20 protein-coding genes are annotated in these 21183 nt (G+C 71.2%); 14 read left to right on the top strand and 6 right to left on the bottom strand.

Translation table 11 applies throughout. From position 1 onward, the window contains the following. Positions 1-77 precede the first annotated feature (77 nt). The 11 genes from AB0M82_RS13735 (at position 78) to AB0M82_RS13685 (ending at position 14119) form a co-directional block, all read left to right on the top strand. On the top strand, positions 78-1814 hold the full coding sequence (locus AB0M82_RS13735) for a DUF2207 domain-containing protein (RefSeq protein ID WP_364721171.1): 1737 nt from the start codon (positions 78-80) through the stop codon (positions 1812-1814). A 2-nt stretch (positions 1815-1816) separates the two neighbouring features. Beyond that, positions 1817-3382: a DUF2207 domain-containing protein gene (locus AB0M82_RS13730; RefSeq protein ID WP_364721168.1), complete on the top strand. Its 1566-nt coding sequence runs from the start codon at positions 1817-1819 to the stop codon at positions 3380-3382. Positions 3383-3445: 63 nt separating this feature from the next. Further along, positions 3446-4738 (top strand): pitrilysin family protein, encoded by a 1293-nt coding sequence (locus tag AB0M82_RS13725; RefSeq protein ID WP_364721166.1) that lies wholly within the window; start codon positions 3446-3448, stop codon positions 4736-4738. Then, complete coding sequence (locus AB0M82_RS13720; RefSeq protein ID WP_364721163.1) at positions 4735-6114, top strand: pitrilysin family protein; 1380 nt, start codon at positions 4735-4737, stop codon at positions 6112-6114. Before AB0M82_RS13725 ends, AB0M82_RS13720 begins: the two co-directional genes overlap by 4 nt. Beyond that, complete coding sequence (nudC, locus tag AB0M82_RS13715; RefSeq protein WP_364721160.1) at positions 6114-7130, top strand: NAD(+) diphosphatase; 1017 nt, start codon at positions 6114-6116, stop codon at positions 7128-7130. Before AB0M82_RS13720 ends, nudC begins: the two co-directional genes overlap by 1 nt. Positions 7131-7359: 229 nt before the next feature. Beyond that, positions 7360-8559: an ROK family transcriptional regulator gene (locus AB0M82_RS13710; protein ID WP_364721443.1), complete on the top strand. Its 1200-nt coding sequence runs from the start codon at positions 7360-7362 to the stop codon at positions 8557-8559. Between the two features lie 24 nt (positions 8560-8583). Then, positions 8584-9942: an ABC transporter substrate-binding protein gene (locus AB0M82_RS13705; protein WP_364721157.1), complete on the top strand. Its 1359-nt coding sequence runs from the start codon at positions 8584-8586 to the stop codon at positions 9940-9942. After that, a complete protein-coding gene (locus AB0M82_RS13700; RefSeq protein WP_364721155.1) occupies positions 9939-10928 on the top strand; it encodes a sugar ABC transporter permease in 990 nt (329 codons plus the stop codon). The genes AB0M82_RS13705 and AB0M82_RS13700 overlap by 4 nt, the downstream gene beginning before the upstream one ends. Before the next feature lie 70 nt (positions 10929-10998). Then, positions 10999-11892 carry a carbohydrate ABC transporter permease gene (locus AB0M82_RS13695; RefSeq protein ID WP_364721152.1) on the top strand — a complete coding sequence of 298 codons (894 nt, stop codon included), beginning with the start codon at positions 10999-11001 and terminating at the stop codon, positions 11890-11892. Then, positions 11889-13154 carry a 6-phospho-beta-glucosidase gene (locus AB0M82_RS13690; protein WP_364721149.1) on the top strand — a complete coding sequence of 422 codons (1266 nt, stop codon included), beginning with the start codon at positions 11889-11891 and terminating at the stop codon, positions 13152-13154. The genes AB0M82_RS13695 and AB0M82_RS13690 overlap by 4 nt, the downstream gene beginning before the upstream one ends. Continuing rightward, on the top strand, positions 13151-14119 hold the full coding sequence (locus tag AB0M82_RS13685; RefSeq protein WP_364721147.1) for a BadF/BadG/BcrA/BcrD ATPase family protein: 969 nt from the start codon (positions 13151-13153) through the stop codon (positions 14117-14119). Before AB0M82_RS13690 ends, AB0M82_RS13685 begins: the two co-directional genes overlap by 4 nt. Before the next feature lie 52 nt (positions 14120-14171). Here the strand turns inward: AB0M82_RS13685 and AB0M82_RS13680 are convergent, their stop codons facing one another. Together AB0M82_RS13680 and AB0M82_RS13675 are read right to left on the bottom strand one after the other, a co-directional pair. Next, a complete protein-coding gene (locus AB0M82_RS13680; protein ID WP_364721144.1) occupies positions 14172-14684 on the bottom strand; it encodes an SRPBCC domain-containing protein in 513 nt (170 codons plus the stop codon). Next, positions 14681-15004: a metalloregulator ArsR/SmtB family transcription factor gene (locus AB0M82_RS13675; RefSeq protein ID WP_364721141.1), complete on the bottom strand. Its 324-nt coding sequence runs from the start codon at positions 15002-15004 to the stop codon at positions 14681-14683. The genes AB0M82_RS13680 and AB0M82_RS13675 overlap by 4 nt, the downstream gene beginning before the upstream one ends. A 56-nt stretch (positions 15005-15060) precedes the next feature. Between AB0M82_RS13675 and AB0M82_RS13670 the strand changes: the two genes are divergently transcribed. Then, positions 15061-15687, top strand: a complete 627-nt coding sequence (locus AB0M82_RS13670) for a hypothetical protein (RefSeq protein ID WP_364721138.1) — start codon at positions 15061-15063, stop codon at positions 15685-15687. On the opposite strand, the gene AB0M82_RS13665 is transcribed toward AB0M82_RS13670, so the two are convergent. Next, complete coding sequence (locus AB0M82_RS13665; RefSeq protein ID WP_364721136.1) at positions 15684-17051, bottom strand: gluconate:H+ symporter; 1368 nt, start codon at positions 17049-17051, stop codon at positions 15684-15686. The two genes, AB0M82_RS13670 and AB0M82_RS13665, sit on opposite strands and share 4 nt — an antisense overlap. Beyond that, entirely contained in the window at positions 17048-17542 is a 495-nt protein-coding gene (locus AB0M82_RS13660) for a gluconokinase (RefSeq protein ID WP_364721133.1), read from the bottom strand. The genes AB0M82_RS13665 and AB0M82_RS13660 overlap by 4 nt, the downstream gene beginning before the upstream one ends. A gap of 101 nt (positions 17543-17643) precedes the next feature. On the opposite strand from AB0M82_RS13660, the gene AB0M82_RS13655 reads away from it, so the two are divergent. Both AB0M82_RS13655 and AB0M82_RS13650 read left to right on the top strand, forming a co-directional pair. Then, complete coding sequence (locus AB0M82_RS13655; protein ID WP_364721131.1) at positions 17644-18354, top strand: FCD domain-containing protein; 711 nt, start codon at positions 17644-17646, stop codon at positions 18352-18354. 40 nt (positions 18355-18394) lie between these two features. Continuing rightward, positions 18395-19291 carry a cobalamin biosynthesis protein gene (locus AB0M82_RS13650; protein WP_364721128.1) on the top strand — a complete coding sequence of 299 codons (897 nt, stop codon included), beginning with the start codon at positions 18395-18397 and terminating at the stop codon, positions 19289-19291. 236 nt (positions 19292-19527) lie between these two features. On the opposite strand, the gene AB0M82_RS13645 is transcribed toward AB0M82_RS13650, so the two are convergent. Together AB0M82_RS13645 and AB0M82_RS13640 are read right to left on the bottom strand one after the other, a co-directional pair. Next, positions 19528-20151: an FMN-binding negative transcriptional regulator gene (locus AB0M82_RS13645; protein WP_364721125.1), complete on the bottom strand. Its 624-nt coding sequence runs from the start codon at positions 20149-20151 to the stop codon at positions 19528-19530. A gap of 50 nt (positions 20152-20201) precedes the next feature. Beyond that, positions 20202-21071 (bottom strand): SURF1 family cytochrome oxidase biogenesis protein, encoded by an 870-nt coding sequence (locus AB0M82_RS13640; RefSeq protein ID WP_364721122.1) that lies wholly within the window; start codon positions 21069-21071, stop codon positions 20202-20204. Positions 21072-21183 lie beyond the last annotated feature (112 nt).

The following is a 21183-nucleotide window of genomic DNA, read 5'->3' as shown; positions in this document are numbered from 1 at the left end:
CGTCGGAACCGGCGTCACCAGCGACGATCTCGCCGTTCCGGGTGTCGGCACAGATCGGTGCCCTAGGGTGTGGTGCTGTGTGGAGGAAATGGGGGACAGCCGCCGCGGTGGCCGCGCTGGCCGGCCTCGCGGCCGCCGGGCCCGCCGCCGCGCAGGGTGGGCCCTCGGGCGGACCGAGGCTGCCGAACTCGCCCACCGAGCAGGGCAAGAAACCCCAGCTGCCGGGCGGCGCCGACGTGCCGCCGCCGCCGGACGGGGCCGCCGCCGACGTCGCCCTCCAGGTCCTCCGCGACGGTGCTCTTTTCGTCTCCGAGAAAGTCACCGTCCCTGGTGGACAGCGGCTCACCGCGCGCGTCCCGCTGCGGGTGCCCGCCGGTGACGACCAGGATCGCGTCTTCGCCGTCCGCGACGTCGAGACCGAAGGCGCCGCCACCAGCCAGGTCACCGGCGATCAGCTCGTCCTCACCTTCACCGGCGGCACTTCGGCCGTCACTTACGAAGTCGACGGCGCCATCGCCGACCAGAACGGCCGCCAGCAGGCCCGCTGGCAGGTCGCGAGCGGCTTCGACGCCCCGCTCGCCAAGCTCACCGCGTCGTTTCTCGCCCCTACGCCGCAATTGTCCCCTGTGGACTGTTTCGCCGGCCCGATCGGCTCGAACCAGCGCTGCACCCTCGCCGAGCTGGACCACACCGGCGTCGTGCGCCTCGAACAGAACGACGTCCGGCCCGGCGACCGCGTCGACCTGCTGGTCGGCCTGCCGCCCGGCACCACGCCGGCGAACGCGAAGTTCGCCGCCATCGGCCTGCTGGCCAACGCTTTCGCGCTGACGCCGCCGACCGGCGCCGCCTTCGCCGTCCTGGTCGTTTTCCTCGTCGCCGGCGCGGTTTTCGTGTGGCGGCGCCGCAAGCAGGACGCGAGCGCGCTCACCACCGTGACCGGCCCGGTCGAGGTCCTGCTGCGCGACGGCGACCGCGTCTTCTTCGCGAGCCCGGACGGCGTGCTGCCCGGCCAGGTCGGCACGGTCGTCGACGAGACGGTCGACGTCGTCGACATCAGCGCCACCGTCGTCGACCTGGCGGTGCGGAACTACCTCTGGCTGGCGGAAGTGCCGGGGCCCGACTGGCAGCTCGCCCGCCGCAACCCGCCCGACGAGCACCTGCGCGACTTCGAGCGCGCGGTCTGCGAAACCCTGCTGCCGGACGGCACCGAGACGGTGCTGGTCTCGCAGCTGCGCGCCCGCGGCGGGCTCGACCTGCGCCCGATCAGCGACGCGATGTACGCCGACGTCGTCACCAAGCGCTGGTTCTCCCGCCGCCCTGACAGCACCCGCGGGCGGCCGACCTGGCTCGGCGCCGGGATCTTCGCGCTCGGCCTGGTCGCCACGGCGGTGCTCACCTTCACGGCCGGGTACGCGCTGCTCGGCGTCGCCGTCGCGCTGGCCGGGCTCGCCGTCGCCGCGGCCGCGGCGCTGCTGCCGTCCCGCACCGCCCGCGGCCGGGTGCTGGCCGGGCAGGTCCGCGGCCTGCTCGACTACCTGCACACCGCGAAGGCCGAGGACATCCCGCCGGCCGACCGCGAGCTGGTGTTCTCCCGGTCGCTGCCGTACGCGGTGGTGCTGGGCGACACCGAACGCTGGCTCGGCGCCTTCGCCGGGCTCCACCAGCACAGCCCGGACGGCTCGGCCGGACTGTACTGGTACGGCGGGACGGAGACCGACCACGACCTGCGCCGGTTCGGCACGCACTTCCCGTCCTTCCTGACCGCGCTCGACGGGCTGCTCACCGAGTCCGGCCGCGCCACCGCGACCCGCTGATCGTGCTCACCGGAGTGGTCCTCGCGCTCTTCCTGGTCGCGGCGCCGGTGACCGCCCAGGACCAGCCGCCGCTGCCCGCCCTGCCGCAGAGCGCCGAGATCCAGCTGAAGGTGGAGCGCGACGGCTCACTGTCGGTCGCCGAAGCGATCTCCGTGCCCAACGGCGTCACCATGGACCGCCGGGTCGCGCTGCGGGTCGCCGCGCCGCACCACCGCGACCGCGTCTACGGCGTCCGCGACGTCGTGCTGGAGGGCAGTGGCACGGCGTCGGTCGACCAGGACGCGTTCACCGTCCACCTCACCGCCGGCACCTCGATCGTCCGGTACACAGTGGACGGTGCGGTCGCCGGGAACCTGGTCACCTGGGAACTGGCCGGCGGCTGGAGCACCGACCTGAAGTTCATCCGGGCGTCCTTCGCGGCGCCCGAGATCCCGACCGCCGTGGACTGCCTGGCCGGGCCGCCGGACTCGGACTTCCCGTGCGGCGCGGCGCAAATCGACCACGCCGGGCTGACCCGGTTCAGCCAGCAGAACCTGGCCGCGGGACAGCGGATGACCGCGACGGTCGAGCTGCCCGCCGGCACCGTCCCCGCGAACGCGGCGATCGTGCCGTCGAAGACGATCGGCGGCGCGTTCGTGCTCACCGCCCCGGTCGGCTGGGCCTGGGCGGGCTTCGGCGGGCTGCTGCTGGTCACGGCCGCGCTGGTGGTCTTCGCCCGGCGTCGTGACGACGGTGCGGGGGAGCCGCCGAAGGCCGAGCTGGTCGCGGAGAGCGGCGAGTTCGCGTCCCCGGAAGGGGTGCTGCCGGGCCACACCGGCGTCCTCGTGCACGGCCGGCCCGGCCCCGCCGACCTGGCCGCGACCGTCCTCGACCTCGCCGTCCGCAACTACCTGTGGGTGAGTGCCGAGGACGCCGGCTGGCGCCTGTCCCGCCGCAACCCGGCCGACGAGCACCTCACCGCCTTCGAGCGTGCGGTCTTCGCGGCCGTCGTGCCGGAGGAGACCGTGACCCTCGCCGAACTGCGGCGGCGGCACGTCGAGATCCCCTCGCCCGAGCTGTCCGCCGACGTCGTCCGCCGCGGCTGGCTGGCACGGCGTCCCCGGCGGCTCGGCCGCGTGGGGGTCCGGGTCGTCTTCTACGGCGTGTTCCTGACCGTGTTGCCGGCGCTCACCGTCGGCTACGCCCAGCTCGGCGTCATCGTGGTGCTGGCCGGGGTCGCCGCGGTCGTGACGTCGGCCGCCCTGCCCGCGCGGCGGCGGGCCGGCGTCGACGTGGCGCGACGCCTGCGCGGTGTCGCCGTGAAGCTGGCCACGGTGCGGCCCGGAGACCTGACGGAGCCGCAGCGTGAACTGGTGTTCTCGCGTGGCCTGCCGTACGCGCTCGCTCTGGGCGAACTGGGCCCGTGGGTGGCCGCGTTCGACAGGCTCGACCACCCGCCGCCGGTGTACTGGCACGACGGCGACATCCGCCCTGACCAGGCCGGATCCTTCGCGACGGCGCTCGCGGGCACCTTCGCCGCCGCCCGCGGTGGCCGCCTCCGAAGCCTCGTGAGTGAGAAACAGGGATAAAACACTGTTTCTCACTCACGAGCCGGGAAGCCGGGAATCGGCGACCCGTCGTAGGGTGGGGCCATGGCCGATCCCGAGCTCGTCCGATACACCCTCGACAACGGTCTGCGGGTGGTTCTCGCCCCCGACGCGACCGCGCCGGTGGTCGGCGTCAGCGTGCACTACGACGTGGGTTTCCGCTCCGAGCCGGAGGGGCGCACCGGTTTCGCGCACCTCTTCGAGCACCTGATGTTCCAGGGCAGCGAGAGCCTGGAAAAACTCGCCCACTTCCGGCACGTCCAGTCCAGCGGCGGCACCTTCAACGGGTCCACCCACCCGGACTACACGGACTACTTCGAGGTGCTGCCGAGCGCCGCGCTGGAGCGCGCGCTGTTCCTCGAAGCCGACCGGATGCGCGCGCCGAAGCTGACCGCGGAGAACCTGGCGAACCAGATCGACGTCGTCAAGGAAGAGATCCGGCTCAACGTGCTGAACCGGCCGTACGGCGGGTTCCCGTGGATCTCCCTGCCGCCGGTGCTCTATTCGTCGTTCCCCAACGCGCACAACGGCTACGGCGGTTTCGAGGACCTCGAGAGCGCGACGGTCGACGACTGCGCGGCGTTCTTCGACACCTACTACTCGCCGGCGAACGCCGTGCTCACGGTGGCCGGCGACTTCGAGGTCGAGAACGCCACGAAGCTGATCGAGAACCACTTCGGCGACGTCCCGCACCGGCCGGCGCCGCGGCGGCCGTCGTTCGCCGAGCCGGTGCCGACCACCGAGCTGCGCGGCGAGGTCGAAGACCCGCACGCCCCGCTGCCCGCGCTCGGCATCGGTTACCGGATGCCGGACCCGATCAACGACGTCGACGGCTACCTGGCGTACCTGGTGCTCGCCGGCGTGCTCACCGACGGCGACGGCTCCCGCCTGCAGCAGCGGCTGGTGCACCGCGAGCCACTGGTCGTCGACATCGGCGCCGGCGCCGGGCTGTTCGGGCCGTTCGAGGCCCGCGATCCGGACACGTTCACCATCACCCTGATTCACCCGCACGAGGTGTCGCGCGAGCGCGTGCTGGCGGCGCTGGACGACGAGCTGGAGAGGCTCGCCGAAACGCCGCCGAGCGAGGAGGAGCTGCGCAAGGTCACCGCCCGCTGGGCCGCGAGCCTGCACTCCGAGCACGACAGGCTGGTGTCCCGGACGCTCGCGCTCGGCTCGTTCGAACTGCTCTACGGCGACGCGTCGCTGGTGTACAAACTCGCGGACCGGATGTCCGCCGTCACCTCGGAAGCCGTTTCGGCGGCGGCCAAGGCGCTGCGCCCGGACGCGCGCGCCGTCCTGGTGGTCAAGCCCGCTTCGGAAGGGACCAACGAGCAGTGACTTCTGCAACGCACCGCAGCGCGGAGGAGATCGGCCGCACCGCGCGGGGTCCCCGGCCGCTGCCGCCGCTCGGCGAGCAGCGCGCCGCCGTCGATCTGTCCCATGTGGACACCACGCTGGCGAACGGGCTGCGCGTGCTGGCCGTGCGCAAGGCGACCGTGCCGCTGGTCGAGGCGCGCGTGTGGATCCCGTTCGCGGGCGACGACGCGCTGCACCCGGCGACCGCCGAGGTGCTCGCCGAGACGATCCTCACCGGTACCGCGCGCCGCGACCGCATCGAGATCGACGCCGAGCTGGCGCTGATCGGCGGCGACATCGGCACCGGCGTCGACCCGGAACGCCTGGTGTTCACCGGGTCCGCGCTGGCCGACAAGCTGCCGACGTTCCTCGACGTGCTCGGCGACGTCCTCACCGGAGCGACGTACACCGACGACGAGATCGCCCGTGAGAAGGAGCGGCTGGTCGAGCGGATCGCCGTCTCCCGGACGCAGCCGCGCACGATCGCGCGGGAGGCGCTGCAGAAGCACCGCTACGGCGACCACCCGGCGACGCGCGAGGTGCCGAAGGCCGAGGACGTCGCGGTCGTGACGCCCGAGCAGGTCCGGGCGCTGCACCGGGCGTCGGTGCTGCCGCGGGGTTCGGTGCTGGTGCTGGTCGGCGACATCGACCCGGAAGCGGTGATCGGCGAGCTGGAGAAGGTGCTCGGCGGCTGGGCGTCCGACCGCTCCGCCGTGCGGCTGCCCCCGCTGCCGGAGCTGGCCGGGCCGAGCGTGCGGCTGGTGCCGCGGGCCGGTGCCGTGCAGTCGCAGATCCGGCTCTCGGCGCAGACCGTGCCGCGCACCGACCCGGGCTACGCGGCGCTGCAGCTGGCGAACCTGGCCTACGGCGGGTACTTCTCGTCGCGGCTGGTGGAGAACATCCGCGAGAACAAGGGGTACACGTATTCGGCGCACTCCGGGTTCGAGTTCACCGACGGCACCGCCGTGGTCAACGTCGACGCGGACACGGCCACCGACGCGACGGCGCCGGCGCTGCTGGAGACCCGGTACGAGCTGGGCCGCCTCGGGCAGGTCCCGCCGGCCGGCGACGAGCTGGAATCGGTGCGGCAGTACGCGATCGGCTCGCTGCTGACCTCGACGTCGTCGCAGTCCGGGCTGGCCGGGCAGGTGCTGGCGCTGGCTTCGACCGGGCTGAGCCTGGAGTGGCTGAACGAGCACCCGGCGCGGGTCGCCGCGGTGACCGCCGAGGAGGTGGCCGAGGCGGCGCTGAAGTACTTCGCCCCCAAGCGGTTCACCGGCGTGGTGGTCGGCGACGCGGGCGTCCTGGAGCGCAAGCTCCTGGCCCTCGGCGACGTCGTCGTGGGTGAGCCGGCCTGATGTCCGCCCCGTTCGCCCTCGGTGCGCTGCCGACCCTGTCTCGATCCACTGTGGACCGTCAGGAAGACTTGCGCACCAACCCTTCACGGCTGTTGTCGCGATGGGCCGACGCCCGGGTCGTCCTGCTGGACGACACCGGGCGCACCCCGGTCGTCGAGGGATCCTCGGTGCTGGCGTTCCGCAAAGCCGTCGACTTCGGCGCCGAGCCGCCCGCGGACGCGGTGTTCCTCGGCGAGTGGCAGGACGTCGACTACTGGTCGCTGCCGGGTGGGCCGTCCGGCGAGGCCGACACGGTGAAGATGGCGGGCAGCTGGGGCTTCGTCGAGGAGGTCCCGCGCGCCGACGGCGAGGTCTGGGTCGAGCTGCGGGGGTACGGCGACCTGCTGGACGACACGTCGGCGGGTCTGTTCACGACGGCGCAGGCGTTGCGCTACTGGCGTCGTCAGGCCAAGTTCTGCACGCGCTGCGGGCACCCGACGGAGCTGATCCAGTTCGGCTGGGCGAGCAAGTGCACCGGTTGCGGGCGTGAGGAATACCCGCGCACGGACCCGGCCGTGATCTGCCTGGTCCATTCGTTGGAGGGCGTCAACGGCTCGCACGTGTTGCTGGCCCGCCAGCCCATCTGGCCGGCGGGGCGCTATTCGGTGCTGGCCGGGTTCGTCGAGGCGGGGGAGTCCCTGGAAGCCTGCGTGGTCCGGGAGATCCGCGAGGAGGTCGGCGCTTCGGTGTCCGACGTGCGGTACCTGGGGAGCCAGCCGTGGCCGTTCCCACGGTCGATCATGCTGGGCTTCACGGCCCGGGCGGACCGGTCGTTGCCGTTGGTGCCGGCGGACGGCGAGATCGAAGAAGCATTGTGGGTGTCGCGGGCCGAGGTGCGCGCGGCGTTCGAGAACAGCTCTCGCGCCGAAGGGGCCCGGCCGACGCCGATCGCGAACGGGGCGGCCGAGATCATCCTGCCGGGGAACTCGTCGATCGCCCGCGTGATGCTGAAGGCCTGGGCGGGCGCGAAGGAGTAACCGCCCGAACACGAACTGCGACAGAAGCGACCCCGGCGACCCGCCGGGGTCGTTTTCGTTGCGTCCTGTGCACGTTACGGCCAGGTGGCCTGCGGCCGTGTCAAGCGTTACCCGGCCGTTTCCGGAGGGCGTTGACGGCTGTGCCGCGGCTCACTACAGTCCCCGGAAACCGTCTGTAAAGTATCCTAATTAAGTCGGGAGACGACGAGTGCGTGCCGGTAGCCCGCGGATGCTGCGCGAGATCAACGATCGCGCGGCCATCGAGGTCCTCCTCCGTGAGGGCCCGCTCACGCGCGCCGAACTGGAGCTGGCCATCGGGTTGTCCAAGCCCGCCACCGCGCAGCTCCTCACCCGGCTCGAGCTGGACGACGTCGTCGTCAAGGCCGGCGTGCGGGGCGGCGGCCGCGGCCCCCGCGCCCAGCTCTGGGCGGCCAACGGCGGCCTCGCGTTCGTCGCCGCCGTGGATCTCACTCCGCACGTCGCCGACTTCGTCGTCGCGGACGTCGCTGGGGTCGTGCTCGCCGAGCACCGGACCCCGCTGCCCGTCCACGCGGGCGCCGATGTCGTCCGGACCTTCGGGGAAGCCCTCGAGCACGTCGCCGGGGAAGCCGGGATCACCCGGGACCAGCTCGCCCACGTCGTGATCGGCGCGCAAGGGGCGTTCGATCCGCGGACCGGCCTGCTCTCCTCCGCCCCGCACATCCCCGGCTGGCTCGGCTTCGACGTCCCGCAGAAGCTCAGCGACGAACTCGGCGTCGACGTCATGATCGAGAACGACGTCAACCTGGTCGCCGTCGAGGAAATGACCGCCGGGAAGGCGCAGGACGTCGACGACTTCGTCATGGTGTGGCTGTCCGAAGGCGTCGGTGGCGCCGTCGTGATCGGACGGCGGCTGCTGCGTGGCGCCACCGGCGGGGGCGGCGAGATCGACTGGATGCGCGTGCCCGATCCGGCCACTGTGGACACCGGTGACGTCTGGCCCGAGGCCGGTGCCCGCTTCGGCAACCTGGTCGACTCGCCCGCCGTCTGCCGCCTCGCCGCCGCGCACGGCATCAAGGCCGAAACCGCTTGGGACGCCGTCGCCCAAGCGCCGAAGGGGCACCTGTTCCTGGACGACCTCGCCAAGCGGGTCGCCGGCGGCATCGCCAACCTCGTCGCGGTGGCCGACCCGCAGCTCGTGCTCCTCTGCGGCGACACCAGCCGCGCCGGCGGGGCGGGCTTCGCCGCGCTGGTGCAGGAAAAGCTGCACGAACTGGTCCTGCCGCGCACGCCCGTCGGCTGCGCGTCGGTGCAGGGCAACGCCGTCCGCGCGGGGGCGCTGCAGTCGGCGCTGGCCACCACCCGGGAGGACGTCTTCGGCGTCGTCACCCCCACGCTCCTCGGGTCGCGCATGGCCCGAGGCCGGAAGCACCCGTCCCCGACCGAGTAGCCCCAACCGATGAGGAGGAGGGCCATGCCCCCTACCACCCGGACCCGCCGCGGCTCGCTGCTAGCCGTCGCGGCCGCGGCGTCCGTCCTGCTGACCAGCGCCTGTTCCGGCGCCGCCGCCCCGAGCGGGGGTGACACGGCCGCCGCGCCCGGCAAGGACGACAAGCTCACGCTCACCGTGTACTCCAAGTTCACCGACCGCGAGTACGGCGTGGTCACCGCGGGCCTCAACAAGCTCAAGGCGAAGTTCCCGAACATCGAGATCAAGCACGAGGGCAACCAGGACGACGACAAGCTCACCCAGTCGATCCGCGGCGGCAACCCGCCCGACGTCGCGATCTCCTTCTACACCGACAACCTCGGCGCGTGGTGCTCCACCGGCAGCTTCCAGGACCTCAAGCCCTACATCGAGCGCGACAAGATCGACCTGAACCAGATCCCGGACGCGGTCCGCAACTACACCGAGTACCAGGGCAAGCGGTGCGCGATGCCGATGCTCGCCGACGTCTTCGGGCTCTACTACAACAAGGACATGTTCGCGGCGAAGGGCATCACCTCGCCGCCGAAGACCACCACGGAGTGGTTCGAGGACGCCAAGAAGCTCACCGAGTTCAACCCGGACGGCTCGATCAAGGTCGCCGGCTTCCTGCCCTCGATGCCGTTCTACGCCAACCAGGCCCAGTACTGGGCGCCGAACTTCGGCGCGCCGTTCCTCGGCCCGGACGGCAAGTCGGACCTCGCCGCCAACCCCGGCTGGAAGGCGATGTTCGAGTTCCAGAAGAAGATGATCGACTTCCTCGGCGGTCACGACAAGGTCGAACAGTTCAAGGCCGGCCTCGGTGACGAGTACTCGGCCGACAACGGCTTCCACAAGGGCAAGCTGGCGATGATCTACGACGGTGAGTTCCGCACCGCGTTCCTCAAGGACCAGGCACCGACGCTCAACTACGCCACCGCGCCCGCGCCGGTGCTCGACAGCATGGCCGACCACTACGGCGGCGGCTTCACCACCGGCACGATCATCGCGATCCCCAAGGGCGCCAAGAACCCCGGTGCTTCGTGGGAGCTCATCAAGCAGGTCACCCTGGACACCGACACCCTGGTGGACATGGCCAACGGCCTGAAGAACGTGCCCAGCACCAAGGCGTCGCTGACCTCGCCGCGCCTCGACCTGCAGCCGCAGTTCAAGACGTTCCTCGACATCTACGACAGCGGCAAGCTGGTCGCCAACCAGACCACCCCGATCGGCGACGCGCACCTCAAGGCGGTCAACGACTTCGCCGAGAAGTGGCAGGCCGGTTCGGTGCCCGATCTGACGGAAGGCCTGAAGAAGGTGGACGCGCAGATCGACGACGAACTGAAGCAAAAGGGCGCGGGCGGATGACCACGCTAGCCGTCAAAACCGATGGTTCCCCGGCCGCGCCTGACAAGGCGCGGGCGGGGGCCCGCCGGGCCAAGCGCCGCCGGACCGTCCTGTTCTTCATGGCCCCGGCGTTCCTCGGGTTCCTGATCTTCTTCGGCTACCCGTTGATCGCCACGGTCTACTACTCCTTCACCCGGTACGACCTGATCAACCCGCCGCAGTTCATCGGGTTCGACAACTACGTCCGGATGTTCACCAGCGAGCCGCTGGTCGGCACGGCCGCGTACAACACGCTGTGGCTGGTGGTCGTCCTGACGGTCTGCCGCGTGGTGTTCTCCCTCGGCATCGCGTCGGTGATCTCGCGGCTCAAGTCGGGCGTCGGCCTGGTGCGCACCCTGTGCTACCTGCCGACGCTGGCCCCGCCCGCGGCCGCGACGCTGGCGTTCGTGTTCGTGTTCAACCCGGAGTTCGGGCCGGTCAACCGGTTCCTGCGGCTGGTCGGTATCGACGGCGGGCTCTGGTTCAACAGCCCGGCGATGTCGAAGCCCGCGCTGACCCTGCTGGCGCTGTGGGGTTCCGGCGAGCTGATGATCATCATCCTGGCCGCGCTGCTGGACGTCCCGACCGAGCAGTACGAAGCAGCGGAGCTCGACGGCGCCGGCGCGATCCGCCGGTTCTGGCACGTCACGCTGCCGTCGATCTCGCCGGTGCTGCTGTTCGGCGTGGTCAACTCGATCATCTACGCGCTGCAGTTCTTCACCCAGGCGATCGTCGCCGCGTCCGCGTCAGCGGGGACAGCCGACGTCGCCGGCAACTCGAAACTCATCGGCGCACCGCAGAACTCGACGCTGACCTATCCGATTTGGCTCTACGTCCAGGGTTTCCGCTACTTCAACATGGGCTACGCGGCGGCGATGGCGGTGCTGCTGTTCATCGTCTCAGCGGGCTTCACGTGGATTCTGGTGCGGCAGCTGCGGAAGTCCCAGCATCAGGAGGAGGGGGCATGAACATACACTTGCGCCAGCCTGTTCATGCCCCCGACCGGGTGCGGGTGTCCCGCATGAACGGAGCGTGGGCATGATCACGCTGTCCGACACCGCGCGCAAGCCGCCGGCGTCCGTGCCGCCCCGGGTGCGGTTCAAGCGCGACTGGGACAAGCGGCTCTCCTACATCGCCACCCACGCGATCGGGATCGCCCTCGGCGTGATCTTCATGCTGCCGCTGCTGTTCGTGTTCCTCACCGCGGTGATGAAGAGCGACCAGGCGATGACGGCGAGCCTGTGGCCGAGCGAATGGCACTTCGAGAACTTCGTCGAGGTGTTCCAGAAGGCGCCGCTGCTGGAGTACTTCGGCAACAGCCTGCTGTACTCGGTCTTGGCGACGGTGGGGGCGCTGCTTTCGGCGATCCCGGCGGCGTACGCGCTGGCGAAGCTGCGGTGGCGTGGGCAGAACCTGTTCTTCATGCTGACCGTGGCGGCGATGCTGCTGCCGCCGCAGGTCACCATCGTCCCGCTGTACGACCTGTGGGTCCGGATGGGGCTCACCGGCACGCTGGTCCCGCTGATCGTGCCGTACTTCTTCTTCGACGCGTTCTCGATCTTCCTGCTCCGGCAGTTCTTCCTCACCATTCCGAAGGACTACCTCGAAGCGGCGAAGATCGACGGCTGCAACGAGTTCCAGGCGATGTACCGCGTGCTCATCCCGATGGCCAAGCCCGGGATCGCGGCCACCGCCATGTTCTGCTTCCTGTTCACCTGGAACGACTACTTCGGGCCGCTGCTCTACACCGGCGAGAACCAGGACCACTGGCCGCTGTCGCTGGCGATCGCGTCCTTCCGCGGCATGCACCACGTCGAGTGGAACATGACGATGGCCGCCACCGCGCTGATCATGGCGCCGGTGATCGTGCTGTTCGTGTTCGCGCAGAAGTCGTTCGTCAAGGGCATCACATTCACGGGAGTCAAGGGATGAAGCTGGCAGTCGTCGGTGGCGGGTCCACCTACACGCCGGAGCTGATCGACGGGATCGCCGGTCGCCGGTCCACTTTGGACGTCGACGAGATCCTGCTGGTCGACCCGGACGCCTACCGCGCCGAAGCCGTCGGCGGGTTCAGTCAACGGCTCCTGGACCACGCCGGCCACCCGGCGCGGGTCCGCACGACGCAGTCGCTGGAAGAGGGCGTCGACGGAGCTTCGGCCGTGCTGATCCAGCTCCGCGTCGGCGGGCAGCGGGCACGGCGCTCCGACGAGACCTTCCCGCACGTCTGCGGCTGCGTCGGGCAGGAGACGACCGGCGCGGGCGGTCTGGCGAAGGCGCTGCGCACCGTGCCGGTGGTGCTCGACATCGCCGACCGGGTGCGCAAGATCGCCGGCGACGGCACGTGGATCGTCAACTTCACCAACCCGGTCGGCATCGTCACCCGCGCGCTGCTCAACGAGGGGCACCGCGCGGTCGGGCTGTGCAACGTCGCGATCAACCTGCAGCGTCAGTTCGGGCGGCTGCTCGGTGTCGGCGCGGACGACGTCAAGCTCGTCCACACCGGGCTCAACCACCTGAGCTGGGAGCGCGGCGCACTGGTCGACGGCGTCGACCGGCTGCCCGAGCTGCTGGCGGAGCACCTCGGGTACCTGGCCGGCGAGGTCACCGTGCCGGAGAAGTGGCTGCGGCGGATGAACGTCGTGCCGTCGTACTACCTGAAGTACTTCTACGCGCACGACGAGCAGGTCACCAAGCAGCGCACCGAGCGGCCGCGCGCGGACGTCGTCAGCGACGTCGAGGAAGAACTCCTGAAGATCTACCTCGACCCGGAGCAGGTGACCAAGCCGGAGTCCCTCGAAAAGCGCGGCGGAGCGTACTACTCGGAAGCCGCCGTGCAGCTGGTGCACGCCCTGACCGCGGGCGGCCCGGCCGAGGAGCACGTGGTGAACGTCCGCAACGACGGGACCTTCCCGTTCCTGCCGGACGACGCCGTCATCGAGGCGCGCTCCACTGTGGACGCTTCGGGTGCGACGGCGATCCCGCAACCGCCGGTGGAGCAGAACTTCGCCGGGCTCATCGCGGCGACGACGTCGTACGAGTTCCTGGCTCTGGAAGCGGCGCTGAAGGGTGGCCGCGACCGCGTGGCCGACGCGCTGCTGGCCCACCCGCTGGTCGGCCAGTATTCGAAGGCCGACACGCTCGCGGATTCGCTGGTGCAGATCAACCGCGAGTACCTGCCCTGGGCGCGCGGATGAGGCCTGCGGTTATCGCCATCGACGGCGGCAACAGCAAGACCGAGGTCCTGGTGATCTCGGAAGACGGCGTGGTGCTGGGCAAGTCGCGCGGGCCCGGCGCGTCGCCGCAGAACATCGGCGTCGCGGGTTGTGTCGCGGCGCTGGAGGAACTGGTGCTGGCGGCCTACCCCGCGTTCGGCGAGAGGCCGTTCGCGGTGCACACCTCGGCGTACCTGGCCGGGCTCGACTTCCCCCGGGAAGAAGAGGTGCTGCACGCGGCCCTCGCGGCCCGCGGCTGGAGCGACACGCTGACCGTCGGCAACGACACTCTCGCGCTGCTTCGGGCGGGCAGCGCGGGGGTGGGCGTCGCGGTCGTCTGCGGCGCCGGGATCAACGGCGCCGGCGTCGGCCCCGACGGCCGCGTGCACCGCTTTCCCGCGCTGGGCAAGATCTCCGGCGACTGGGGCGGCGGCTACCGGCTCGGCGAAGAGGCCCTGTGGTGGGCTGTGCGCGCCGAGGACGGCCGCGGCCCGCGGACGGCGCTCCAGGCGGCCGTGGCCGGCTACTTCGGGCAGCCGACGCTGCTGGATGTCGTGCAGGGCCTGCACTTCGAGGAGATCGACCCGGCGTCGATCCACGGCCTGTGCCCGCTGCTGTTCGAAGTCGCGGCGGCGGGCGACGAGGTCGCGCAGGACATCGTGACGCGGTTCGTCGAGGAGGTCAGCGTGTTCGCCGTGGTGATCCTCCGCGAGCTGGACCTGACCGAGGACGCTCCCGAGATCGTCCTCGGGGGCGGGGTGCTGACCGGCGTCGGCGCGCCGGTGATCGCGGAGATCGAACGTCGGTGCCTCAAGGTCGCGCCCCGGGCGGTGGTCCGCGTCGTCGACGTCGACCCCGTGGTGGGGGCGGCTTTGTTCGGATTGGACACGCTGGGCGCCTCCGACGCCGCGAAGGCGTCGTTGAAGGCGGCGACCCAGCGCGCATAGCTCTGGCGTGACCTGTCTCGAAGCGGCGCGAGACAGGTCACGCCAGACCCCCTCACGGCGCGGGAACGATGGTTTCCCCGGTCTCCAGCAGGGACTTGAGGTCGGAGAGGATCCAGGCCCAGCCGCCACCCGCGCTCTCGCCAGGCCCGGCGTTGACGTCCTCGTGCACGCCGGCGACCATCTCGGCCGTGAGCGGCGCGTCCGTGACGTCGTGGGTGACGGTGAGCCGGGTGCCCGCGGTCTTCGTCGCCTCGATGTCGTAGGTGAGCGTCGTGTACGGCTCGGCGGCCATCGGCTCGGGGCCCAGGAGCAGCTTCCAGGTGATGACGAGCTTGCGCGGCGGGTCGACTTCGAGGACTTCGCCGTCGACGAGGTCGCCGGTGTGCCCGGCGTCGATGAACTCCTGCGTCGGGCGGGTGCGGTGCTTGCCGCCGACCTTGAGGTCGAAGTCGGCGAGGCCGGTGTAGCCGTACTTCCGCGTCCACTCGGGCTTGGTGATGGCTTCCCAGACGCGCTCCGGGGTGGCCTTGATGTAGACGCGGTGGACCTGCACGGTGTTCGTCATGGGTCTTCGCCTTCCAGTTCGTTCTTGAGGTCGAGCAGCGCGGTGACCTGGCGCTCGGTGTACTTGTCGATCCACCGGTCGTGGATCTGGCGGATCGGGACGGGGTTGAGGAAGTGCCGCTTCTCCCGGCCTTCCTTGCGTGTGACGACGAGCCCGGCCTCTTCCAGGAGCTTCAGGTGCTTCATGACGCCGAAGCGGGTCATCTCCACCTGGGTCTCCAGCTCGGTGAGCGTGCGGCCGTCGCGCTCGAAGAGCAGGTCGAGGAGGAACCGGCGGGTCGGATCCGCCAGCGCCTTGAACACCAGGTCGTCGTCGGGCACGTCGTCGAGAATAGGTGACCAAATGGTCACATGTCAATGGTCGCTAAGGTGGCCCGATGTCCGCTTCCTGGGGGTGGCGGGATCGCCATGTGGTGACCTGCGGCGTCGTCGGCCTCTTGGCCGGCCTCTTCGCGTCGTGGTGCTACTACCAGCCGGCGTTCCGCCTGATCGCGCACAGTCTCGGGTTCTGGGTGCTGCTGGTCGCGCTCGCGGCCGCGCGCCGGGACGTCCGTTCGGCCTGCGCGAGGGGCGTCGCCCTGCTGATCTGCGCGGTGCCGGCGTTCTACGTCGGCAAGAAGCTGTTCTACGGGATCAAGTACCCGGGCATGCCGTACAGCGTCGAAACCGGGACTCTCCTGCTGTGGTGCGTCCTCGCCGTGGTCGCGGGGCTGGTGCTGGGGTGGCTGTTCCACGCCATCGGGTCGGACACCTGGAGCGGCGTGTGCGCGACGAGCGCGGCGATCGGCCTGCTGCTCGCCGACACCTACCGCGAGGACGGTTTCGACCTCGACCGGGGCGTGGTGCTGTGCGTGCTCGCCCTGGCGGGCACGCTCGCCCTGCTTGCCCGCCAGGGATTCCAGGCGGGCAAGCTCAAGCGGTTCGCGATCCTGATCGCCCCGGCCGCGGTGTTGTCCTACGTCGTGGTGCTGCTGCCGGACGTGATCGAAGGTGTCGTTCTCTAGACCACCAGTGACAGCGGCAGGATCAGCGCGATGGCGACCACCGAGATGAGCGTCTCCATCACCGACCAGCTCTTCAGCGTCTGTCCGACCGAGAGCCCGAAGTACTCCTTGACCAGCCAGAACCCGGCGTCGTTGACGTGGGAGAAGAAGAGCGACCCCGCGCCGATCGCCAGCACCAGCAGCGCGCTCTGCGACGGGTCCATGGTCGCCGCGAGCGGGGCGACGATGCCCGCCGCGGAGACGGTCGCGACCGTGGCCGAGCCCGTCGCCAGCCGGATCGCCACCGCGACCAGCCAGCCGAGCAGCAGCGGCGAGAGGTTCGCGTCCTTGGCCAGCCCGGTGATGACGTCGCCGACCCCGGCGTCGACCAGCGTCTGCTTGAACCCGCCGCCCGCACCGACGATGAGGATGATCCCGGCGATCGGGCCGAGCGAGTCACCGACCACAGTGGACAGCCGGGCGCGGTCGAGCCCGGCCGGGCGGCCGAGCAGCACCATGCCGGCCAGCACCGCCGCGAGCAGCGCGATCAGCGGGTCGCCGACGAAGTCGAGGATCTTCCTGACCTGGCTTTCCTTGGTCAGCAGGATGTCCGACAGCGCCTTCGCCAGCATGAGCACGACCGGCAGGAGCACCGTCGTCAGCGTCGCGGCGAAGCTCGGCCGCGGCTTGTCCGTGTCGGCGCGCTCGGGGACGAGCCGTTCGGGCGGCTGCGCGTCCGGCACCAGCCGGGCGGCCACCTTGCCGAACAACGGCCCGGCGACGACCACCGTCGGAATCCCGACGAGCAGGCCGAACGCCAGCGTGACCCCGACGTTCGCGTTGAGCGCGCCGGCGGCGGCCAGCGGGCCGGGGTGCGGCGGGACGAGGCCGTGCAGCACGGAAAGCCCCGCGACGGCCGGAATGCCCAGCAGCATCAACGGTTTCCCGGTGCGCTTGACCGCGAGCAGCACCACCGGGATCAGCATGACCAGACCGATCTCGAAGAACATCGGCAGCCCGATCAAGGCCGCCACGAGCGCCATCGCCCAGGGCAGCGCACCGCCGCGGGCCTTGCCCAGCACCGTGTCGACGATCTGGTCGGCGCCGCCGGAGTCGGCCAGCAGCTTGCCGAGCATCGCGCCGAGGGCGATGAGGATGCCGACCGACGCGACGGTGCTGCCGACGCCGGTCGTGAAGCTCTTGATCAGCTTGTCGACCGGCATCCCGGCGGTCAGGCCGAGCACCAGCGAGCCGAGCACCAGCGACAGGAACGGGTGCAGCTTCACCTTGGTGATCAGCACGACGATGACGGCGATCGCGACGACGGTCGCGGCGATCAGGCGGGTGTCGTGGCCGGTCCAGCCGGCGGCGAGGACGGCGTTCACGCCTGCTCCCGGAAGGCGGTCAGCGCGGCCTCGGTGATCGCCGCGGGCGTCTCACGGATGTCGAAGATCGCGCCGGGCTCGTCCGGCTCGAGGGGTTCCAGGTCGGCCAGCTGCGAGTCCAGCAGCGACACCGGCATGAAATGGCCCGAGCGGGTCCGCATCCGCTCGGCGAGGATTTCGCGGTCGCCGTGCAGGTGGGCGAACCAGACGTCGCCACCGCTTCGCAGCACGTCGCGGTACCGGCGCTTGAGCGCGGACGACGTCACGACGCCGCCGGAGGCCCGGTGGTCCCGGATCCAGCCCGCGATGGCTTCCAGCCAGGGGGCTCGATCGGCGTCGGTCAGCGGGGTTCCCGCGGTCATTTTGGCGATGTTGGCCTTCGGATGGAACGTGTCCGCTTCGGCGTACTCGACCTCCAGCGCGCTCGCGAGCGCCGTGCCGATCGTCGTCTTCCCGGAGCCTGACACCCCCATCACCACGATGACGGTCATCCGCACCTCCCACTTCGTTGTGCCCAGGCGAGTGAAACCCAAAAGTACTACTTATTCAAGAAGAAGTACTACTTAATCGAGTCAGAGGTTAGCCTCGGGGGGTGGGGAACGACAGGCACGAGCAGGTACTGGACGCGCTGGGCGCGGCGATCGCGAACGGTTCCCTGGAACCGGGCACCGTGCTGCGTTCCGAAGAGCTCCAGGAGCGCTTCGGCGCTTCGCGGACGGTGGCGCGCGAAGTCGTCCGGGTGCTCGAGACGATGCAGCTGACCAGCAGCAAGCGGCGGGTCGGGGTGATCGTCCGCGAGCCGGGGGAGTGGAACCACTACGACCCGCGCCTGATCCGCTGGCAGCTCGACGGGCCCACGCGCCCGGCGGCGCTCACCACGCTGAACGAACTGCGCTCGGCGATCGAACCGTGCGCGGCGCGGTACGCGGCCCTGCGGGCGACGCCGGAGGAGCGCGGCCGGCTGGGCGCGCTGGGGGAGCGGCTGGCGCGGTCGGCGAAGGCCCGCGACCTCTCGACGTTCCTCGAGTTCGACATCGCCTTCCACGACCTGCTGCTCACCGCGTCCGGGAACCCGATGTTCGCGCAGCTGTCCGAGGTCGTCGCGGAGGTGCTCACCGGGCGGACCGGGCACGGCCTGATGCCACCGGAGCCGCAGCCCGAAGCCGTCGCCCTGCACCTGGAGGTCGCCGCCGCGGTGGCCGCCGGCGAAGCGGACCGGGCGGAGCGGGCGATGCGGGACATCGTCGTCCAGGCACGTGACGAAATCGCCCTGCTCGCGGACGCGGCTCCCGGCGTCGAGTAGCCTCCACCGGAACTGGACTTTCTTCGGCCGGGGGGCATTGGTGAGCGCGGCGCGCGCGATCGGACTGGTACTGGGTGTGGCGGCGGACGGCGCCCTCGGCGACGCCCGGCGGCGTCCCCCGGTGACGGCGTTCCGCAGGCTCGCGCACCGGCCGGGTCAGGGCGCTTTCGTGACGGGCGCTCTGGTGGCCGGCGGGCTGCTGGTGGAGCGGGCCGGCCGTGGCCGCCCGCTGGTGCAGGCCTCGGCGACGGCGGTGACGACGTGGGCGGTGCTCGGCGCGGCCGGGCTGGCGCTGCAGGGCACCGAGCTCGCACGCGACCTCGAGGAGTGCCGCTTCGAGCCGGCGCGCTCGACACTGTCCGAACTGGACCCCCGGGTGGCCGACGGGCTGGGCGCGGTCGCGCTGTCCCGTGCCTCGGTGGAAACGCTGGCGGAGAACACTTCCGACGCCGTGGTCGCGCCGCTGGTGTGGGGCGCGGTGGCGGGCGTGCCGGGCCTGCTGGGCGCGCGGGCGGTCAGCCTGCTGCGCCGGGCGCGCGCCGGCCGTCAGGGACACTGGGCGATCGACCGCCTCGACGAGCTGGTCCACCTGGTCCCGACCCGGATGGCGGCGGGCCTGACGGTCCTGGCGGCCCCGGTGGTCGGCGGCTCGGCGGGCGGCGCGTGGCGGGCCTGGCGCCGCGACACGATCGCCCACCCGAGCCCCAACGCGGGCCGGGTGGAGGCGGCGTTCGCGGGAGCGCTGGAGGTCCGCGTCGGCGGGCGGACGGTGTACCCGCACGGGGTTGCCGAGCTGCCGGTGCTGGGGGTGGGCCGCAACCCGGACGCCGGCCACGTGACGCGGGCGGTGGAGCTGTCCCGGGTGGTGGGCTGGCTGGCCGGGGTGACCTCGGTGCTGCTGGCGGCGGTGGCGAGCCTCTGGCGCCGGTCACGCTGAGAGCTCGGCGCGCGGTAGTCCACAGCCGAGTCCGGATGTGGACAGTCCCGCCGCTCAGCAGGCTTTTCGGCGTTCCTGTCGCCTGCCGCCGATAGACTGGATCCGGGGACGCCCCCCAGGGACGGGCGGGGGAGTTTCCGGCGAAGTCTCTTGGCGAGCGGTGGCTGCGGCAGAGTCGGCGGAAAGCGACTTTGCCCAAACCCTGCCACGGACGGGCGGGGGCTGTCCGGGCTCTCTCAGCCGCGGCGGCGCAGTTGCTCCAAAGCCTGGTCGTCCAGCGGGCCGCCCCGCTCCGCCAGCTTCGTCGCGATCCGCTCGCGGTCCTCGGCCGTCCGGTTGCCCCCGAACTTGAACTTCGCCCGCACGCCCGTGATCGTGAACTCGATCCCGCGGATCCCCGGCAGCAGCCGCCGATCCGGGGCCTCCGTCGCGCTGACCGCGGCCCGTGCCCCGTCCGGCTCGAAGTGCCGGAGCTGCTTGTCCAGCAGCGCGGCCTTCGCCGCCGGGTCGTCGACCAGCCGGACGTCGCCCTCGAGCTGCACCGTCGCGTAGTACGACGTCGGGACGCCGCGAGCCGGGTCCGCTCCGGCCGCCGTGTTCCAGTCCGCGCGGATGTACGTGTAGTCGTCGACCACCGTCAGCAGCGCCCGCGGGTGCTCCGCCAGCAGCGGCCAGATCGGGTTCGGGCGGGCCAGGTGCGTGACGATCGTGCGGTCACCGTCGAAGGCGAAGTGCGCGGGCGTGACCACCGGCAGGTCGCGGCCTGCGCCGCCGGCGATCAGCTGGCCGAAGTCGTGGCCGGTCAGCCACTCCCGCCATTCGGAATCGTCCTGGGCGGCGTCCCACGGGTGGATCAGCATGACCCGAGTATCACCAGCGCAAGTGGCCTCGTCACAGGGCCATTTCCGGCCTACTTCGAAGGACCACTTTCGGCGTACTCGGCCTCGTCCTCGGCCAGGATCTCCGCGACGGACTTCCGCCGCGTCCGCTCTCCGGAGGACGGCCCCGAAGATCCCTCAGCACCGGAAGACGTGGTCAGCGCCCCACCCGGCTTCAGCTCCCGGACCGTGAAGTACAGCCACCCGAGCAGCGCCATCGTCCCGAACGCGATCCACTGCAGCGCGTACGACAGGAACGGCCCCGAGTCGGTCTGCGGCAGCGGCAGCGCCCCGAGCACGCCGGGCTGGCCGAGGTCGAGCTGGAAGTACCCGGGCCGGATGTCGAGCTTCCCCGCCCGCGCGACGACCCGCGAATCGACGACGTAGCTCTGCAACCGCCCGCCGGTCGACGCGTCGGCGAACGCGTCCCGGTTCTTCGGGTCGGTCTCGTCCGCCCGCACCCGCGCCGTGACCTGCACCGTCCCAGCCGGTGGCGGCGCGTACGGCAGCAGACCGGACTTGCTGTCGAGCCGGACGTATCCGCGGTCGATCAGCACCACCGTGCCGTCGGTGGTCCGCAGCGGCGTCAGGACCTCGAAGGCGCCTTCGCCCTGGACCGTCCGCAGCCGCGCGACGACCTCCTTGTCCGGGAGGTACTGACCAGTGATCGAAACGAGGTGCCATTCGGTGTACTGGCCGGGCACGGTCCCCGGCGGCAGCAGCCGCGCCAGCGGCACCGGCGCGGCGGTGAACGACGCCTCCAGCGCGGCGTTCTGCTGCTCGCGTTCGGTGTTGCGGCTGAACTGCCACGGCGCCAAGAGCGTGAAGCAGCAGATGGCGAAGGTGAACACCACCGCCGTCAGAGCCAGCCACCCGGGCCGGAGCAGGAACCGCAACCGCACCCCACCACGGTAGGCCGTACCCGGGCCCGGCCGCCCGCCGACCTCCGTCACCCGCGGTTTCCGGCCGGGACGAACCGCCCGGTGCGGCGGCACCGAAAGTGTTGTGACGCCG

The sequence above is a fragment of the Amycolatopsis sp. NPDC051128 genome, assembly GCF_040682715.1.
Classification (GTDB): domain Bacteria; phylum Actinomycetota; class Actinomycetes; order Mycobacteriales; family Pseudonocardiaceae; genus Amycolatopsis.
The sequence above is the reverse complement of the archived record's forward strand: the minus strand, read 5'-3'. Positions and strand labels throughout refer to the sequence as shown.

Coding starts and splice junctions, on each gene's coding strand:
- AB0M82_RS13690 (WP_364721149.1), top strand. CDS start 11,889: ATGAAGCTGGCAGTCGTCGGTGGCGGGTCCACCTACACGCCGGAGCTG.
- AB0M82_RS13700 (WP_364721155.1), top strand. CDS start 9,939: ATGACCACGCTAGCCGTCAAAACCGATGGTTCCCCGGCCGCGCCTGAC.
- nudC (WP_364721160.1), top strand. CDS start 6,114: ATGTCCGCCCCGTTCGCCCTCGGTGCGCTGCCGACCCTGTCTCGATCC.
- AB0M82_RS13645 (WP_364721125.1), bottom strand. CDS start 20,151: ATGCTGATCCACCCGTGGGACGCCGCCCAGGACGATTCCGAATGGCGG.
- AB0M82_RS13705 (WP_364721157.1), top strand. CDS start 8,584: ATGCCCCCTACCACCCGGACCCGCCGCGGCTCGCTGCTAGCCGTCGCG.
- AB0M82_RS13710 (WP_364721443.1), top strand. CDS start 7,360: ATGCTGCGCGAGATCAACGATCGCGCGGCCATCGAGGTCCTCCTCCGT.
- AB0M82_RS13670 (WP_364721138.1), top strand. CDS start 15,061: ATGTCCGCTTCCTGGGGGTGGCGGGATCGCCATGTGGTGACCTGCGGC.
- AB0M82_RS13680 (WP_364721144.1), bottom strand. CDS start 14,684: ATGACGAACACCGTGCAGGTCCACCGCGTCTACATCAAGGCCACCCCG.
- AB0M82_RS13725 (WP_364721166.1), top strand. CDS start 3,446: ATGGCCGATCCCGAGCTCGTCCGATACACCCTCGACAACGGTCTGCGG.
- AB0M82_RS13685 (WP_364721147.1), top strand. CDS start 13,151: ATGAGGCCTGCGGTTATCGCCATCGACGGCGGCAACAGCAAGACCGAG.
- AB0M82_RS13660 (WP_364721133.1), bottom strand. CDS start 17,542: ATGACCGTCATCGTGGTGATGGGGGTGTCAGGCTCCGGGAAGACGACG.
- AB0M82_RS13695 (WP_364721152.1), top strand. CDS start 10,999: ATGATCACGCTGTCCGACACCGCGCGCAAGCCGCCGGCGTCCGTGCCG.